Annotated in this window: 15 protein-coding genes; 8 read left to right on the forward strand and 7 right to left on the reverse strand. The window is 75.4% G+C overall.

Features of this window, described 5'->3' with window-relative positions:
* Nucleotides 1-112 precede the first annotated feature (112 nt).
* Nucleotides 113-916: an SGNH/GDSL hydrolase family protein gene (locus ABT369_RS33090; RefSeq protein ID WP_350617855.1), complete on the forward strand. Its 804-nt coding sequence runs from the start codon at nucleotides 113-115 to the stop codon at nucleotides 914-916.
* On the opposite strand, the gene ABT369_RS33095 is transcribed toward ABT369_RS33090, so the two are convergent.
* The 7 genes from ABT369_RS33095 to ABT369_RS33125 all read right to left on the reverse strand — a co-directional run bounded on the left by ABT369_RS33095 (nucleotide 886) and on the right by ABT369_RS33125 (nucleotide 7,380).
* Nucleotides 886-1,962, reverse strand: a complete 1,077-nt coding sequence (locus ABT369_RS33095; protein ID WP_350617856.1) for a cytochrome P450 — start codon at nucleotides 1,960-1,962, stop codon at nucleotides 886-888. The genes ABT369_RS33090 and ABT369_RS33095 overlap by 31 nt on opposite strands.
* Nucleotides 1,959-3,056 carry an AAA family ATPase gene (locus ABT369_RS33100; RefSeq protein WP_350617857.1) on the reverse strand — a complete coding sequence of 366 codons (1,098 nt, stop codon included), beginning with the start codon at nucleotides 3,054-3,056 and terminating at the stop codon, nucleotides 1,959-1,961. The genes ABT369_RS33095 and ABT369_RS33100 overlap by 4 nt, the downstream gene beginning before the upstream one ends.
* A gap of 61 nt (nucleotides 3,057-3,117) precedes the next feature.
* Complete coding sequence (locus ABT369_RS33105; RefSeq protein WP_350617858.1) at nucleotides 3,118-3,711, reverse strand: NADPH-dependent FMN reductase; 594 nt, start codon at nucleotides 3,709-3,711, stop codon at nucleotides 3,118-3,120.
* Between the two features lie 107 nt (nucleotides 3,712-3,818).
* A complete protein-coding gene (locus tag ABT369_RS33110) occupies nucleotides 3,819-5,084 on the reverse strand; it encodes a hypothetical protein (protein WP_350617859.1) in 1,266 nt (421 codons plus the stop codon).
* A complete protein-coding gene (locus tag ABT369_RS33115) occupies nucleotides 5,081-5,602 on the reverse strand; it encodes a SigE family RNA polymerase sigma factor (RefSeq protein WP_350617860.1) in 522 nt (173 codons plus the stop codon). Before ABT369_RS33115 ends, ABT369_RS33110 begins: the two co-directional genes overlap by 4 nt.
* 62 nt (nucleotides 5,603-5,664) lie before the next feature.
* Nucleotides 5,665-6,849 (reverse strand): acyltransferase family protein, encoded by a 1,185-nt coding sequence (locus ABT369_RS33120; RefSeq protein WP_350617861.1) that lies wholly within the window; start codon nucleotides 6,847-6,849, stop codon nucleotides 5,665-5,667.
* 108 nt (nucleotides 6,850-6,957) lie between these two features.
* Nucleotides 6,958-7,380: a MarR family winged helix-turn-helix transcriptional regulator gene (locus tag ABT369_RS33125; protein WP_350617862.1), complete on the reverse strand. Its 423-nt coding sequence runs from the start codon at nucleotides 7,378-7,380 to the stop codon at nucleotides 6,958-6,960.
* Between the two features lie 83 nt (nucleotides 7,381-7,463).
* Between ABT369_RS33125 and ABT369_RS33130 the strand changes: the two genes are divergently transcribed.
* The 7 genes from ABT369_RS33130 to ABT369_RS33160 all read left to right on the forward strand — a co-directional run bounded on the left by ABT369_RS33130 (nucleotide 7,464) and on the right by ABT369_RS33160 (nucleotide 13,789).
* Nucleotides 7,464-7,844, forward strand: coding sequence for a MarR family winged helix-turn-helix transcriptional regulator (locus ABT369_RS33130; RefSeq protein WP_350617863.1), 381 nt, complete (start codon nucleotides 7,464-7,466; stop codon nucleotides 7,842-7,844).
* 194 nt (nucleotides 7,845-8,038) lie between these two features.
* Complete coding sequence (locus ABT369_RS33135; RefSeq protein ID WP_350617864.1) at nucleotides 8,039-9,052, forward strand: hypothetical protein; 1,014 nt, start codon at nucleotides 8,039-8,041, stop codon at nucleotides 9,050-9,052.
* A complete protein-coding gene (locus tag ABT369_RS33140; protein WP_350617865.1) occupies nucleotides 9,049-11,916 on the forward strand; it encodes a hypothetical protein in 2,868 nt (955 codons plus the stop codon). Before ABT369_RS33135 ends, ABT369_RS33140 begins: the two co-directional genes overlap by 4 nt.
* Complete coding sequence (locus ABT369_RS33145; protein ID WP_350617866.1) at nucleotides 11,909-12,544, forward strand: hypothetical protein; 636 nt, start codon at nucleotides 11,909-11,911, stop codon at nucleotides 12,542-12,544. Before ABT369_RS33140 ends, ABT369_RS33145 begins: the two co-directional genes overlap by 8 nt.
* Nucleotides 12,541-13,200, forward strand: a complete 660-nt coding sequence (locus tag ABT369_RS33150) for a pentapeptide repeat-containing protein (RefSeq protein ID WP_350617867.1) — start codon at nucleotides 12,541-12,543, stop codon at nucleotides 13,198-13,200. The genes ABT369_RS33145 and ABT369_RS33150 overlap by 4 nt, the downstream gene beginning before the upstream one ends.
* Nucleotides 13,197-13,499 (forward strand): DUF1905 domain-containing protein, encoded by a 303-nt coding sequence (locus ABT369_RS33155; RefSeq protein ID WP_350617868.1) that lies wholly within the window; start codon nucleotides 13,197-13,199, stop codon nucleotides 13,497-13,499. Before ABT369_RS33150 ends, ABT369_RS33155 begins: the two co-directional genes overlap by 4 nt.
* Nucleotides 13,499-13,789 (forward strand): hypothetical protein, encoded by a 291-nt coding sequence (locus ABT369_RS33160; RefSeq protein WP_350617869.1) that lies wholly within the window; start codon nucleotides 13,499-13,501, stop codon nucleotides 13,787-13,789. Before ABT369_RS33155 ends, ABT369_RS33160 begins: the two co-directional genes overlap by 1 nt.
* Nucleotides 13,790-13,818: the final 29 nt, after the last annotated feature.

Consider the following 13,818-nt stretch of genomic DNA (forward strand, 5'->3'; position numbering starts at 1 on the left):
GGCGTTGCGGCATATGTGCGTTTGACCGATTGGCGAAAGACGATCTTCACGCGGGCATCCATAGCTTGATATCAATCTCCGGACTACGCTCCTCATCCCCTGGGAGTACGAAGTGCGGAGATCCCGTCTCGTTTCCATCGTCATCAGCGCGGCCGCCGGGTTCGGCGTCGTGCTCGCCATCGCCGCCCCCGCCAACGCGGCCGCGACCGACCGGTACGTCGCCCTGGGCGACTCCTACGCCTCCGGCGTCGGGGCCGACAGCTACACCGCCGAGAGCGGCTCCTGCCAGCGCAGCACCAACGCCTACCCCGCCCTCTACAACGCCAACGTCAAGCCCGCCGCCTACAAGTCGGTCGCCTGCTCGGGCGCGACCACCGCCGACGTCATCAACAGCCAGGTGCCGGCGCTGGCGGCCGGCACCACCCTCGTGAGCGTCACCGTCGGCGGCAACGACGTCGGCTTCACCAGCATCATGACCACCTGCGTGCTGCAGGGCGAGGCGGACTGCGTCGCCGCCGTGTCGGCCGCGGAGACCAAGGTTCGCAACGAGCTGCCCGGCAAGCTGGGCAACGTCTACAACGCGATCAAGGCCAAGGCCCCCTCGGCGCGGGTCGTGGTCGTCGGATACCCGGTGTTCTACCAGCTCGGCACGATCTGCGTCGGGCTCAGCGCGACCTCCCGGGCGAAGATCAACGAGGGCATCAACCTGCTCGACGACACCACGAAGACGGCGGCCACCGCGGCCGGCTTCAAGTTCGCCGACGTGCGCTCCGCGTTCGTCGGGCACCAGCTGTGCAGCTACGGCGACAAGTGGCTGCACGCGCTCAACTACGTCAACCTCACCGTCTCGTACCACCCGACGGCCGCCGGCCAGTCGGGCGGGTACTACCCGGTGTTCCGCTCCACGGCCGGCTGAGCGACCAGCAGCCGCTTCGGGGCGTGGATGATCGGGTCGTGGTCCCGCCACGGCGGGTCGGGCTCGGCGAGCTCCAGCCTCGGGAAGGCGTCGAGCAGGGCCGTCAGCGCCGCGCGGGCGGTCTGGCGGCTCAGCTCGGCGCCGGGGCAGTAGTGCCGGCCCAGGCCGAAGGACAGGTGCGGGTTCGGGCTGCGGGCCGGGTCGAAGCGGTCCGGGTCCGGGAAGCGCGCGGGGTCGCGGTTCGCCGCGGCCGTCATGGCCACCAGGTCGGCGCCCGCCGGCAGCGCGCCGCCGGCCAGCTCGACCGCGCGGGTCGTGCGGCGCAGGACGCCCAGGACCGGCGGGGCGAACCGCGCGCCCTCCTCGACCGCGGCCGCCGCCGGGGCCGGCCACGAGCCGGTGCTGAGCATCGCGTGCAGGGTGTTCACGATCAGGTTCTGGGTCGTCTCGACGCCGGCGAACAGCAGCATCGCGCTGTGCGCGGGCACGTGCGGGTCGGACTCGCCCCAGGCGGCCCGCAGCGCGGACGGGATCGGCGCCGCGGGCGAGAACGACTCCGGGGTCAGCCCGGCGATCGCCCGCAGGCCGGCCCGGCGGGCGCCGGGGTCGCGGGCGTACGCGTCCGCGTGCTCCAGGACCCGGGCGCGGGCCAGGAACGCGTCCGTCGCCTCGCCCGGCGCGCACAGCAGGCCGGCGACGACCCGGGCCGCGAGCGGGTGCGCGAAGTCCGCGAGCGCGTCGAACGAGGGGCCGGGCAGGTCCGCCAGCAGCCGCCGGGCCAGCGCGGCGATGGGCTCGGCCAGGGGCGCGATCGCGCTCGGGGCCAGGGCGCGGGCGACCGGGCCTCGCCGTGCCGTGTGATCCGGCGGGTCCAGGAAGAACAGCCAGCGCGCGGACCAGGCGGCGAAGCCGGCGAGCAGGTCCCGGTCGGCGGCGGGGACCGGCGGGGCCACGGCCGACGAGAACGTGACCGGGTCCCGCAGCACCGCGGCCACCTCGGCGTAGCCGGTCAGCACGAACCGGCGCAGCCGCGGGTCCCAGGTCATGCCCGGCGCGGGGCCAGCAGGTCGCGCACCGCCTCCACGGCCTTCGCGTAGCGCGCGGAGAAGTCGCCTTCGAGCAGCACGTACGGGCGGCCCAGGCGGATCAGCTCGCGCTCGGCGGCGGCGTGGAAGTCGCGGCGCTCGGCGGGGGCGTTGTGCCGTTCGGCGCCCACGTACGGCACGTCCGGAGCGCACAGGAGGTACAGATGCTGCGTCTGGCGCTCTGCCGCCTCGACCAGCCAGGGCGGCGCGGCGCCGAACAGCCGCTCGCTCCACAGCCGCGCGGAGAGCAGGTCCGTGTCGCAGAACAGCGCGACCCGGGACCGGCGGGCGAGCGCCTCCTCGGCGGCGCGCTGGCCGTGCGCGGCGAGGGCGAGGTCGGCGGGGCCGAAGTCGGGGCCCAGGGCGCGCAGGCGCTCGGGCAGCCACACGGTGTCGAACTGCCGCGCGAGGTCCCGGGCCAGGGTCGTCTTGCCGGTGGACTCGGCGCCGATGAGGCAGACGCGGCGGGTGTACCAGGCCTTGACCGGCGGAGGCAGGTAGCGCTCGTAGTCCCACGGCCCGTTGCGCACCGCCGTGCCGGAGACCGGGACGGCCAGGCGGTCGACGCCGACGAACCGGGCCCCGAGCCGCGCCGCGAACCCGGGGCCCCAGGGCTCGGCGCTGAACAGGTAGTCCGGCTGGACCTCGGCCAGAATCCGGGGCACCCACTCGTCCTGCTCGCCGTCGACCGCGGTGACGGGCAGGCCCGGGAACAGCTCGAGCATCCACTCCCGGCGCACCTCCCACGGGATCGGGTCGTCGGGCGCGACCCGCGCGAAGATGTGCACGCGCTCGGCGTGGGCGCGGGCGAACTCGACGAGGTACCGATGGCCCTCGTGCACCGGCAGGAACCGGCCCAGCACGACGCCGGTGCGAGACCGCGGCCCGGGCTCGGGGCCGAAGCTCTCCGGCGTGAACCCGGCCCGGCGCCGCTCGCGGGCGAGCTCGGCGACGGCGTCGAGCTCCGCCTCGGTCGGCCCCGGCTCGGGCTCGTCGTAGTACACGAAGCTCCCGCCGTACCACGCGATCGGTGACGGGCTCTCGGCGACGGTCACCCTCGCAGGATACGGAGGATCGACGGGGGATTGGATCGACGGGGGATTATCGACGGGGGAATCAGGCCGGGTAGGGCGCCGCGGCCCGGGCCGTGCGCAGGGCGCCCGCCCACCAGGCGAGCTGGTCCAGCAGCGTCTTGGCGTAGCCGGCCGCCTCGGCGTCGAGGGGCTCGCCGTCGCGCCAGTTGTGGTAGTACGCCGGGAAGGCCAGCCCGTCGCGGATCGTCACCGCGTGCAGCTCGGTGAGCACGTTCTCCAGGTGCAGCACCGCGTGCCGGCCGCCCGCCGCGCCGCCGTAGCTCACGAACGCGACCGGCTTCGCGGTCCAGTGGGTGAAGTGCCAGTCGATCGCGGCCTTCAGGGCGGCGGGGTAGCTGTGGTTGTACTCCGGCGTCACGATCACGAACGCGTCGGCCCGATCGAGCGCGGCCGTCAGCGGCGCCATCCCGGCCGGGCGCGGGTACTGCTCGCCGGCGTATTTCGGCGGTACGGCCGGCAGCCCGAGCGGCAGCTCGACGCCGGCGAGATCGGCCACCTCCACGTCGAACGCGCCGTGCGCGCGGGCCCGGGCCGCGACCCACTCGGCGACCGTAGGCCCGAAGCGGCCCTCCCGGACGCTGCCGACGATGATCAGAAGCTGGTGCGCGTTGGTCATGCCACCACCGTCGCCGGTCCCGGGAGGCGCATCCAGACCGCCGTGAGGGTGGTACCGCCGGTACTATGCCGGCGGCTGGTCGGACTACGTCGACATCACGGCCTGAGTCAGCATGTCCACTTGACGATCGCGTACGGGCCGTGGTCGCCGTCGCGCGTGGTGGCCACGACCGTCCGGCCGTCCGCGGAGATGTCGGCGTAGTACATGAGCCCGGCGGCCGCGGCGGGCAGCGGGAGCGGCGTGACGGTACCGTCGCTCCACACGGCCGGCTGGTAGTCCTTCGTGTCGCGGACGCCGACGGCCCGACCGGTCTCGCTGAGCGCCACGGCCGTGAACGGGCCCATGGCGTCGGCCGTGCCCGTGCGCATGTTCCAGCGCACGCTCGGCTGGCCGGCCTGCCCGTACTCGGCCGGCAGCGCGTGCCCGCGCAGCGCCAGGTCGGCCCCGGCGTAGCCGGTTCCGATGACCCAGTCGCCCGCGATCAGCCTCGGCTCCCCGGTCGGCGCGTCGAGCAGCATGCCCCCGCCGTCGAAGGTCCACCGGTAGGCCGCCGGGGTGCGACCCCCGTCGGCGGCGGGCGGCAGGTACACGTGGCCGACCATGACGCCGTCGCCGTTCATCGCGCTCGGGCGGGGCACGTCGGGGAACTCCCACTTCAGCTCGGGCGGCGTGACCAGCGGGACCGGGGCTCCCGCGCCCGGCCACAGCACCGGGATCGTCCCCTGGTGGCCGTCGAGCTCGACGGTGCCGAGCAGGTTGCCGTGGGCGTCCAGGTCCGTGACCTCGCTGGAGACGGCGTCGTTCGGCAGCTGCAGCCGGACGACCTTGCCGCCCCGCAAGAGCGCCGCGGCCTTGCGGTGATCGGCGAGGTTCTCGTAGCCGCCGATGGTGCCCTGCGCGTCGACGGCGGCCGGCACGAAGTTCCGGGCGGCCGGCGGGCTGCTGACCTTGCCGTCGTGCCAGATCAGCGGGCCGATCTTCGAGGAGCCGACGATCCACTGCCCGCTCGGGTCGATCGCGCGCAGCACGCGGCCGTCGGGCGTGGTGCCGGCCAGCTCCGGCAGCGCCTGCGCCGTGCACGACAGGGGCGCCCCGGGCTTCGTGACCGCGGGCGGCCAGGCCCGGGCCGTCCCGCTCACGGACGGGTTTCCGGACGGTGGTACCGCCGGCAGACCGCGATCCGGCCGGCGCGACGGCAGCGCGAACGCCACGCCCGCCAGCACGAGCAGCGCGGCGACCCCGGCGACGACGGCCACCCGGGTCCGGCCCCGGCGGATGCTGGTCTTCGCGGCGTCGAGCACGTCGTCGGCGCTCATCCGGGTCGGGGCGACGTCCTGCCCGGCGTACGACTGCAGCACTTCCTCGGGGCTCACGCTGACCTCCTCGCCGGCAGCTCGGCGCGCGACGACGCCTCGAACAGTTCCCGCAGCGTGCGCAGCGCCACCGACGTCTGCGCCTTGATCGTGCCCTCGGAGCGGCCGAGCACCTGCGCGACGTCGGCGACCGACATGTCGCACAGGAACCGCAGCGCCACGACGAGCCGCTGCCGCTCGGGCAGCCGGCGCAGCGCCTGGCGCACCGCGAGCCGGTCGTCGACCGCCCCCGTCGCGGCGTCGACCTTCCGGTCCGGCGGCGACCCGCGCAGGAACACCCTCGCCCAGGGCCGCCGCTGATCGGACAGGCACGCGCGCACGACCATCGAGTGCACGTACGCGTCGAGGTTGGCCACGTCACCCCGCTTGGACCAGCGCTTGTAGAGCGTGGTCAGCGCGTTCTGCACCGCGTCCTCGGCGCGGTCGCGGTCCCCGAGCACCAGCACCGCGACGCGGTGCAGCCTGGGCAGCTGGGCCCGCACGTACTCGACGTACTCCCGCTCATCGTCGACCCGCACCCGCGCCGTCTCCCCTCCGTGGGCATGTCCGCCCAGTAGACGCGCGCGGCGGCCGGCGGGGTTTAGCGCATTCCCGGCCGATTGTCGCCGACGCCCGGCGGGCCGGCGGGCGGGCCCGACGACTGCGCCACCGGGGCCCGGCCCGGCGCCGCGGCGGCGTGGGCGGGTGCCCGGTGACCGGCGGCGGTGCGCTGGACCGGCAGCAGCGCCGGGCGGCGGCGCGCGGCGAGGTCCTCCACCGGCCCCAGCACCAGCACCGGCACGCAGAGCAGCGCGAGGGCCACGGCGAAGTACCCCAGCTCGGTGGCGGGCCCGAGCTGCCACACGTGCAGCCGGTCACCGACCCAGAAGCACAGCGCGATGGCGATGTTGTGCCAGAGGTAGATCGTCACCGCCCGGGCGTTGAGCAGGGTGACCGCCCGGTCCAGCAGCGGGACCCGCCGCAGCCATCGCATCTCCGGCGCGGCCCGCAGCAGCAGGAGCGCGAAGCCGAGGGAGTACAGCCCCTGCGCGAGCGGGATGTCGTTGAGGTTGCCGGTGCCGTCCTCGGCCGGGTGGGTGAACGCCCAGGCGGCTCCGGCGGCGATGCAGCCGCCGGCGAGCGCGGCCAGCGCCGCCGGGTGCAGGCGGCGCAGCGCGCCGGTGCGGTGCGCGAACCCGGCCATCCAGCACGACCCGAACGTGGCCACGTCGACCACCACGGCCCCGGCCCGCCAGCCGAGCAGGTCCAGGCCGGCGTGCGCGGGCACCAGCTGGGTGGCGGCCAGCACCGCGAGCGGCAGCACCGTCGCGACGACCGGCAGCCGGCGGAACAGCCGCCAGGCCAGGGGCGAGAGCAGGACCAGCCACAGGTACGTCACCAGGTACCACAGCACCACGGTCGCGTCGCCGGCCCAGGCGCTGCCGGGCGGGTCGGCGAGGGGCACGAGCCAGAACACCAGCAGGCGCAGGTCGCGGCCGTTCGGGTCGGCCGTCGTCCAGCCGTGCCACAGCATCACCGGCACGACGAACGCCGCCAGCACCCACAGGGCGGGCAGCAGCCGCCGGACGCGGCCGGTCACCGCCCGCACCGCCGAGCGCTGCAGCGATGCCGCCATGAGGGAGCCGCCCAGGGCGAACATGATCCCCATCGCCGGGAACGCCCAGCTGAGCCACACCACGCTGAACATGTGGAACACCACGACCCGGACGATCGCGACAGCGCGCAGCACGTCCAGATAGCGATCACGACCGGCAGGCAACGTCACAGACGACATGGTGGCCGCCGCCCGGTGCGCTTGCGGGCGCTTCGCCCAGACCTGGCCGACCCGCCGACCCCGGACGTGGACGCCGCGGCCCCTCGCCGCGCGCAGATGCTATTCGTGTGGCCGGACGATCGCGGTCAGTAGCCGGACGAGCTCGGCCCGCTCGGCCGGGTTCAGCGGGGCCAGGACGTCGTCCTCGGCCTCGGCCAGCAGGCCGTCCAGGGTAGCCAGCTGCCGGCGGCCGCGGGCGGTGAGCGTGATGACGTTCTGGCGGCGGTCGGCCGGGTTCGGCGCCCGCTCGACCTGCCCGCGCCCGGCCAGCTCGTTGACGACCGCGACGATGTCGCTGCGGAAGATGCCGGTGCGCTCGCTGAGCTGGGCCTGGCTGGCGGGGCCGGACTCGTCGAGCGTGGCGAGCACGGCGAGGTGCCACTTTCGCGCGTCCGCCGTCGCCAGGCCCTCGGTGACCCGCCGGTCGGACTGCATCGCGGCCAGCGACAGCAGCCGGGTCGGCAGGGAGCTCAGCCGTCTCACCATCGCACTCTACCACTTGCGTTAGTGCGACTAACGGTCTAGCGTCTGCGTTAGTCGCACTAACGATTATCGGAGAGGTTCCCATGGACTTCGGCACGCAGCTGATCGGCCGCACCGAGAAGGCGCTCAACGCGATCCTCGAGCGGCTCCTGGCCGGCCCCGGCCTGACCGAGCGGCAGTGGATCGCGCTGACGCTGACCATCGGCGGCGGCTCGATCCCCGGCGCCCTGCACATCGACGCGGCCGCGGCCGAGCGGCTGGTGGCGGAGCTCGCCGAACGCGGCCTGGTCGACGCCGGCGGCGCGGCGACCGGGCGCGGCCACGAGGTGTTCCGTGAGGTCCGCGCGGCCGTCCTCGACGTCACCCACCGGCTCTGGGGCGACCTGCCCGAGGCCGACCTCGCCGTCGCCGGCCGGGTGCTCGACACGGTGCTGACCCGCGCGAACGCCCTGCTGCCGGCATGAACCCGCGACCGGCTGCCGGAGTCGTTCCGGCGAACGGGTCGCAACGCGCCGCCGACCGGGGAGCGCGGCCCGACGAACGGCGCGAAGATCGCGAGATTCCGCATGACGGTCTTGTGACGGCGCCGAGGGCTTCCATAGATTGACGCAGGACCGCGTGAACCACGCAGCGTCACGCCGAATCGACGGGGAGTCCGATGAGCACACAGGGCTGGGGCGGCGCGGGCGGCGAGCCGTGGGACCAGGCGATGCACAACGTGCAGGCGGCCTACCGCAACGCGCGGGTCACCTACACCGAGCCGGACGAGTTCGCCGACGACAGCGTGACCTGGAAGCAGCTGCGGCCGCACACGGTCCGGGCCGCGAACGTCGCGCTCGTGCTGACCCTCGCCACCTTCGTCATCGTCTGCTGCGCGTGCGGCCTGTTCGCCAACATCGGCACCAGCTCGCAGGGCGACCTGAACACGCTCGGCGCCGCGACCGGCGCGTCGGTGGTCGTGCCGGCCGTCGTCATCGCGCTGGCGTTCATCGCCTGGATCGTGGCGCTGTTCTTCCCGATCAAGGAGCCGATCGCGGAGTACGCGCTGCTCGTGGAGAACCGGGCCGCGGCCGCCCCGGCGGTCTACGGCTACATGCTGCAGTCCGCGGCCCAGCGCGCGCTGCCGTTCCCGATGGCGCCGGTGCGCATCGCCGGGCAGTACCTGATGTCCTTCGGCGACACGCGGCTGCAGTCCCTCGTCGCCGTGCAGACCTACGGCGCCGACCTGTACTTCGGCTGGACCATGTGGCGCTCCCGCTCGACGATCATCCTGATCGGCCACGCGCTGCGCGACGGGTTCCGGGCCATGGCCGGCGGGGCCAGCTACCGCTCCGCGATCAACGGCGGGCGGATCCGGGCGCTGCGCGAGATCACGCACAGCATCACGCGCCTCGGCGTGCAGTCGGCCATCGCCGGGCTCGGCGCGACCGAGGAGACCAACCGGCTCGTCGCGACCACGCCCGAGGCCCCGATGCCGCCCGGCTCGCAGATCGCGCCGCCGGCCATCGCCCCGGTCATGATCGTGCCCGCCGCCGCGCCGCCGCAGCCGGTCACCGGCGCCTGGCCGCAGGTCCGGCCCGGCTACCCGGCGAGCGCCCCGCCGGTCAGTGCCCCGCCGACCAGTGCCCCGCCGGCGTCCGGCCCGCCGTACGGAACCCAGCCGCCCCAGTGACCGGCGCGCTCGTCCCCGCCCCCTATCTGCTCCCCGGGCCCGGCCGGGTCTGGGGCTGGGTGGCGCTGCGGGTCACCGCCGCCGTCGACCTCTCGCGCCGCTCGGAGTACGCCCGCCTGGACGTCTCCGAGCGGCTCGCTCGTGCCGTCGGCGAGCAGGCCGCCTACCTCGGGCAGTTCCTCGCGCTGCCGGAGACCGAGTCCGTGGCCCTGCGCCTGCTGCACCTCGAGCCCGGGCGCATCGAGGTGTACCTGCTGGGCCGCGTCGAGCAGCCGAACGCGGACCTGGCCCTGCGCGCCGCCCGCTCGCTCGCGGCCACCCTGGCCAACGTGCCCGAGCACGTGCGCGTCGAGCCGCTGTTCGAGGCCGAGCGCGTCCGCGAGGTGCTCTCCCCGTTCGTGCCCGCGCCGGGCGGGATCGCCCAGGTGCACAAGCGCATCCGGCTCGCCCGGCCCGAGCGCGTCGATGCCGGCGTGCCCGCGTACGTGGCCGTCGAGCCGTTCGGGCGCCAGCCGCACGGCTGGGAGGGGCTGCTGGAGGCGGTGCGGCTGCACCCGTCGCCGGTCGCGCTCTCCGTGGAGCTGACCGCCGGGGCGGTGCCCGCGGCGCTGCGCCGGATGCTGGAGACCGAGACCACGCGCTACCGGCGCCTCGCCCAGCCCAACGAGATCCCCGCGGACGTCGGCGGCCAGATCCGCATGCCGGCCGACGGCGGGGCGGTCGTCATCGAGCCCTACTACCTGGACGCGCTGCGGCGGTACGACGGCCGCGCCTTCCGCTTCGGGGTGACCGTCGCGAGCCCGGAGCCGCTGCCGGCGACCCTCGTGGGGCACGTCGGCGCGACCGTGAGCCCGGCCCCGAAGGCCCAGCCCGAGCGCGACGACCCGCAGACCGTCCTCAGTGGACACACGGTGGCCCGGCCGGCGGCCCCGGCCGAGCACGACGCGCTCGTGCGCGCCTTCACCACCCTGCAACCGCTGGAGTGGGGCGGCGGGGAGCTCGACGCCGTCCTGCGCGCCGAGTCCGCCCCCGGCCGCGTCTCGGCCCGCGACAGCCTGCGCCAGCTGCGGCTGCTCGCCGACCGCGACGAGGCCGCGAGCCTCTTCCGGCTGCCGCTCGCGCTCGAGGGCCACATGCCCGGGATCGCGGTCGTCGCGCCGCGCGACCCCGTGCGGGTCGTCGCCGCCCCGACCGGCCCGGCGCTGCTGCTCGGCCGCCAGCCCGGCGCGGGCCCGGCGGGAGGCTCGGTAGGGGACTCGGCGGGCGGCCCGGCCGGGGGTGCCGTCGGACTCGCGGTCGCGGACCTGCCCCGGCACGGCTTCATCGTCGGCACGCCCGGGTCCGGCAAGACCAACACCGCGCTGCACCTCTGCCGCCAGCTGCGTGGCCACGGGGTGCCGTTCGCCGTGATCGAGCCGGTCAACGCGGCCCTGGACGACTACCGCTGGCTGGCCACCCTCGAGGACTTCGACGACCTGCTCGTGTTCACCGTCGGCGACGACGAGGTGGCGCCGCTGCGGCTCAACCCGTTCCAGGTGCCCGACGGCGCGACCGTGAACTCCCACGTGTCCAACCTGCTCGCCTGCTTCGAGGCCGCGTTCGGGCTCTGGGACCCGCTGCCGTTCCTGTACCGCCGCGCGCTCGTGGAGACCTACCGCCGCCGCGGGTTCCACGCCACGCACCGAGCCCGGCCCGCCGACGGCGAGCGGTGGCCGGTGCTGCCCGAGTTCGCCGGGGTCCTCGGCGAGGTCGTGCAGCAGCTCGGGTACGCCGGCGAGACCCACGCGAACATCGACGCCGCGGCCCGGCTGCGCGCCGAGGCGCTCGTCGAGGGCGCGTGCGGCACGACGCTGAACTGCCGCCGCTCCTTCGACATCGCCACCCTCATGCACCGCCCGGTCGTCTTCGAGCTCGCCGGCGTCGGCGACAACGCCAAGGAGCAGTCGCTCATCACGCTGCTGATCGTCACCGCGATGCGCGGCTGGTACCGGCAGCACCGCCGCTCCTCGGACACCCCGCACGTGGTGCTGCTGGAGGAGGCGCACCGGGTCTTCCCGCGCGCGACGCCCCAGAACGGCTCCGGCGACCAGAAGGAGGGCAACGCCCAGGCGCTCGCCGCGGAGCGCATCGCGCAGGGGCTCGCCGAGGACCGCAAGTACCGGCAGTCGTACCTGCTCATCGACCAGCAGGTGGGCAAGGTCGCCGAGGACGCGTACAAGATCACGAACCTGAAGATCATGCACCGCACCGCCGCCCAGGAGGACCGCGAGCTGCTCGGCTCGACCATGGGCATGCACGACGACCAGATCGAGGCGGCGGCCGCCCTGCGCCCGTTCGAGGCCGTCGTGTCGCACAACGGGCTCGATCAGGCGGTGCTGGTGGCGGTGCCGGACGTGCGCGCCGAGGACGCCCGGCGCCGGGGGCTGCCGGAGGCGCCGCTGGCCGACGATGCCCTGCTGAGGGCCCGGTTCGAGGCCTGGCGGGCGAGCGAGCCGAGCGTGCGGGACGCGCTCGCGCCGTTCGCGGAGTGCGCCGGGTGCCGGCACCGCTGCGTCTTCCGGCCGCGGGCCGAGGCGGTGCTCGGCGGCGCCGCGGGCAAGGACGACGCGGGGCGGCTGCTCGCGTCGATGGGGACGTCGGCCTGGTTCTCCTCGCTGCCGACGCGGATCGACGAGCTCGGCGGGGGACCGCCGGAAGCGCCGGACGGGGCCGATCCCGACGCGTGGCGCGCCGACTATCGCGTGTGCCTGTTCGTGCACGCGTTCCGGCGCCGGTACCCGCCCGCGGTGTGGACCGACAACGACCGGCGCTCGTCGGTGAACTGGGCCCGGGACGTGCGCAAGGCGGTGGACGGCCGTGAGTGACCGGCACAGCGACCTCACGCCGCCGCAGCCGGAGTCCGTCGTGCCGGGCGGTGACACGGTTCCCCAGCGGGGCGACTCGACGCCGGAGCCGGAGCCCGCGGAGGGCGTCGCCGGGCTGGGGGAGGCCGCGGGCCTCGGCGGAAGCCGGGACACGGTGCCCTTCCGCGGCGACACGACGCCCCTTCCCGACGCTCCGGAGGCCCCGGGCGCCCTCGATGCCCCCGGTGGACTTGGTGGCGCCCTCGATGCGCCCGGCGCGGCCGCGGCCGGTGGGGCGGGCGAGACGCTGGGCGAGGCCGTGCGGGCGGTCGAGGGCGGCGTCGAGTCGGCCGGCGGCCCCGCCCTCGAGCGCGACCTCGGGAAGTTCGTCGACGCGGCGGGCCAGGGCTGGGACCTGAAGGCGCCGGCCGACATCTTCCGGTCGGGGCCGAACGCGGGGGAGCGGATGCCGGCCGGCCAGCCCGGCGCCTACGACGGCGACGTCTTCGAGCACCAGCTCGACGGCGCGCTCGCCAAGGGTCTCAACGTCGTCGTCGACACCAGCGGCCTGTCGAAGGACGCGAACGCCGACGCCCGCCGCCGTGCCGACGAGCGCCCCGAGTGGGCGGGCCGGGTCCTGTTCCGATGACGACGTACGGCCGAACCCCGGTCGCCTGGCCCGCCGACCCGCGCGCCCGGGCCGGGCTGGAGCGGGCCCTGGCCGGCGGCGACCCGTTCGGTGGCGGCCCGTTCGGTGGCGGCCCGTTCGACGGCGTGGGCGCGGACCTGACCGGCGCCGACCTGACCGGCCTGGACCTCGGCGCCGCGGACCTCACGGGCGCGACCCTCGCCGGCGTGCGGCTGGTCCGCGCGAACCTCGCCGCCGCCCGGCTCTCCGGGGCGGACCTGACCGCGGCGAACCTCTCCGGCGCCGAGCTGGCCCGCGCCGAGGCCGACCGCCTGCACGCCCCCGGCGCCGCGTTCCGGGCCGCCCACCTGTTCGCCGCCGACCTCGTGCACGCCGTCCTCACCGGCGCCGACCTGCGCGACGCCCTGCTCAACTCGGCCACGCTGATCGGTGCCGACCTGCGCGGCGCGGACCTGCGCGGCGCCTCGCTGCGGCACTGCGTGCTCGGCACCCCGGCCGCCCCGCTGCGCCTGGCCGGCGTCCGCCTCGACGGCGCCGCCCTGACCGGCGCGGTGGGCTGCGTGTCGGGCGCGGCGGCGGTCGGCGACGAGGTGCTGACGGGCCCGGCCCTCACGGCGTGGTTGCAGAGCCGCGGATGTGTGATGCTGAGCCCATGATCGTCGAGTTCGAGGCCGAGCTGTGGGCATGGGACGCCAAGCGCGGCGACGCCTGGGTCTTCGTGAGCCTGCCGGACGAGCCCTCGGAGGACATCCGCGAGCTGACCGCCGGCACCCGGCGCGGCTTCGGCTCGCTGCGCGTCCAGGTGCGGATCGGCGCGACGACGTGGAAGACGTCCATCTTTCCGTCCGCCGACGGCCCGTACGTGCTGCCGCTCAAGCGTGCCGTGCGCACCGCCCTGCGCCTGGAGGCCGGCGACACGGCCGCGGTGACCGTCGAACTGCTCGACGCGCCCTAGTGTCCGATGAGTACGGCCGCGACCCGTGGCGCGAGGCCCGCCGCGCACCGGCCTGGCTGACGTTCGCGACGACGTGGATCGCGCTGCTGTCCGGCGCCGCCCACCTGTACCTCGGCGCCGCCCGGGTCGTGTGGGTCGCGGGCTCGGCCGTGCTGGTGGTGTCCTGCGTCGTCGCCGTCGTGCTCCTGCGCGCCCGGGCCCGCGACCGCCAGCGGCGCCTGGCCGCCCAGACGCTGCTGCTGTGGGCGGCAGGCCTGCTGACGGTGCTCATCGCCGCCGCCCTGCCCTAGCTGCCCGACACCATGGCGGCAGGCCGCGG

This window comes from Dactylosporangium sp. NPDC000244, from assembly GCF_040300725.1.
Taxonomy (GTDB): Bacteria; Actinomycetota; Actinomycetes; order Mycobacteriales; family Micromonosporaceae; genus Dactylosporangium.